Source organism: Streptomyces hirsutus (genome assembly GCF_001418415.1).
Lineage (GTDB): Bacteria > Actinomycetota > Actinomycetes > Streptomycetales > Streptomycetaceae > Streptomyces > Streptomyces hirsutus.
On sequence record NZ_LIQT01000514.1, the window covers coordinates 1 to 2495 of the forward strand.

Annotated in this window: 1 protein-coding gene and 2 pseudogenes; 2 read left to right on the forward strand and 1 reads right to left on the reverse strand. The window is 70.4% G+C overall.

What is annotated here, in order from left to right; genetic code table 11:
- Window positions 1–372, forward strand: a pseudogene (locus tag AOK11_RS32880) (protein phosphatase 2C domain-containing protein); the annotation flags it as partial.
- 76 nt (window positions 373–448) lie between these two features.
- Window positions 449–2191 (forward strand): pyruvate dehydrogenase, encoded by a 1743-nt coding sequence (locus tag AOK11_RS32885; RefSeq protein WP_055597331.1) that lies wholly within the window; start codon window positions 449–451, stop codon window positions 2189–2191.
- Between the two features lie 25 nt (window positions 2192–2216).
- Here AOK11_RS32885 and AOK11_RS32890 read toward each other — a convergent pair.
- Window positions 2217–2495: pseudogene (locus AOK11_RS32890) on the reverse strand (transcriptional regulator); the annotation flags it as partial.

A 2495-nucleotide genomic window follows, 5' to 3' on the forward strand; every position in this document is an offset into this window, starting at 1 on the left:
CCGAAGGCCGCCGAGGCCAGGGGCGGGGCCGTCCTCGGCTTCGGCTCGCCGCCCTCCGAGACCCCCGAGGGCGACCGGCTCACCATGGACCTCGGCATACCGACACCCCCGAGCCCGTACGAGCCCGCCCCCGAACCTCCGCGTGAACCCTTCCGCTTCCGTACGTCCGTCGCCCGCCGGGGTGACACCCTCCTGCTGTGCAGTCCGGGCCTCGCCGACCCGCTGCGCGGCGAGGACGAACTCGGCGCCCACCTGGCCACCCGGTGGTCCCGTCCCGAGCCGCCCGGCCTCGCCGCGTTCCTCGCCGACATCCAGGTACGGGTCAAGGGATACGCGGACGACCGCACGGCCGCCGCCGTCTGGGAGGCGTGAGCGCTCCGGGTGTGCCTCCATGGAACCCGAACGGAGATCCAGGGATTCACGGACACCGAAGGGGCACCTGGGAACCATGGCCAAACAGAACGTCGCGGAACAGTTCGTCGACATCCTGACCCGCGCGGGAGTCAAGCGCCTCTACGGCGTGGTCGGCGACAGCCTCAACCCCGTCGTCGACGCGGTGCGCCGCAACTCCGCCATCGACTGGGTCCACGTCCGGCACGAGGAGACCGCCGCCTTCGCCGCCGGCGCCGAGGCGCAGATCACCGGCAGGCTCGCCGCCTGCGCCGGCTCCTGCGGGCCCGGCAACCTCCACCTCATCAACGGGCTGTACGACGCCCACCGGTCCATGGCCCCGGTCCTCGCCCTCGCCTCGCACATCCCGTCCAGCGAGATCGGCCTCGGCTACTTCCAGGAGACCCACCCCGACCAGCTGTTCCGCGAGTGCAGCCACTACAGCGAGATGATCTCCAGCCCGCAGCAGATGCCCCGGCTGCTGGACAGCGCCATCCAGCACGCGGTCGGCCGTTCCGGTGTCAGCGTCGTCACCCTCCCCGGCGACATCGCCGACCAGGCCGCCCCCGAGAAGGCCGCCGAGACCGCCCTGGTCACCTCCCGGCCCACGGCCCGCCCCGGCGACGCCGAGATCGACCGCCTCGTCGACATGATCGACGAGGCCGAGAAGGTCACCCTGTTCTGCGGCGCCGGCACGAGGGGCGCGCACGCCGAGGTCATGGAGTTCGCCCAGAAGATCAAGTCCCCGGTCGGGCACGCCCTGCGGGGCAAGGAATGGATCCAGTACGACAACCCGTACGACGTCGGCATGAGCGGGATGCTCGGCTACGGCGCCGCCTACGAGGCCACCCACGAGTGCGACCTGCTGATCCTGCTCGGCACCGACTTCCCGTACAACGCCTTCCTCCCCGACGACGTGAAGATCGTCCAGGTCGACGTGCGGCCCGAGCACCTGGGCCGGCGCTCGAAGCTGGACCTGGCGGTCTGGGGCGACGCGCGGGAGACGCTGCGTTGCCTGATCCCGAGGGTCCGGACCAAGGACAACCGGAAGTTCCTCGACCGGATGCTGAAGAAGCACGCGGACGCGCTGGAGGGGGTGGTGAAGGCGTACACGCGCAAGGTGGAGAAGCACGTGCCGATCCACCCCGAGTACGTGGCCGCCGTGCTGGACGAACTCGCCGACGAAGACGCGGTGTTCACCGTGGACACCGGGATGTGCAACGTCTGGGCCGCCCGCTACATCTCGCCCAACGGCCGCCGCCGGATCATCGGTTCGTTCTCCCACGGCTCGATGGCGAACGCGCTGCCCATGGCGATCGGGGCGCAGTTCACCGACCGCGGACGGCAGGTCGTGTCGATGTCCGGCGACGGCGGATTCTCCATGCTGATGGGGGACTTCCTCACCCTGGTCCAGTACGACCTGCCGGTGAAGGTGGTCCTGTTCAACAACTCCTCCCTCAGCATGGTCGAGTTGGAGATGCTGGTCGCCGGACTGCCGTCGCACGGCACCGCCCTGAAGAACCCCGACTTCGCCGCCGTCGCCCGTGCCTGCGGCGCCCACGGGGTACGTGTGGAGAAACCGAAGGAACTCGCCGGGGCACTGAAGTCCGCGTTCAAGCACAAGGGACCGGCCCTCGTCGACATCGTCACCGACCCCAACGCGCTGTCCATCCCGCCGAAGATCAGCAAGGAGATGGTGACCGGCTTCGCCCTGTCCGCCTCCAAGATGGTGCTGGACGGAGGGGTCGGCCGGATGGTGCAGATGGCACGGTCCAACCTGCGGAACGTTCCGCGCCCGTAACCGCGGCGACCGAAGGCGTGGGCGTTCAGCCCGCGCGGGGCGCCCAGCGGCGGTGGGAGGTGTCGTACTCGTAGCGGGGCAGTCCCTCGATACCGCTGGTGCGGAACGGACGGCCGTCGTCGTCGATCCGGACGGTGCCGGAGCGGCCGCCCGAGGACCAGTCCAGCTCCAGGTACCAGCGGCAGTCGCAGTCCGCGGTCGTGGCGGTCACCTCCAGCACCTCCGGGTCCTTCGCGGAGACCCGGTAGGGCATGCGGACCGCCGGAATCGGCGTACCGGCGTCGTTCCCGGCGACCGCGCGGGC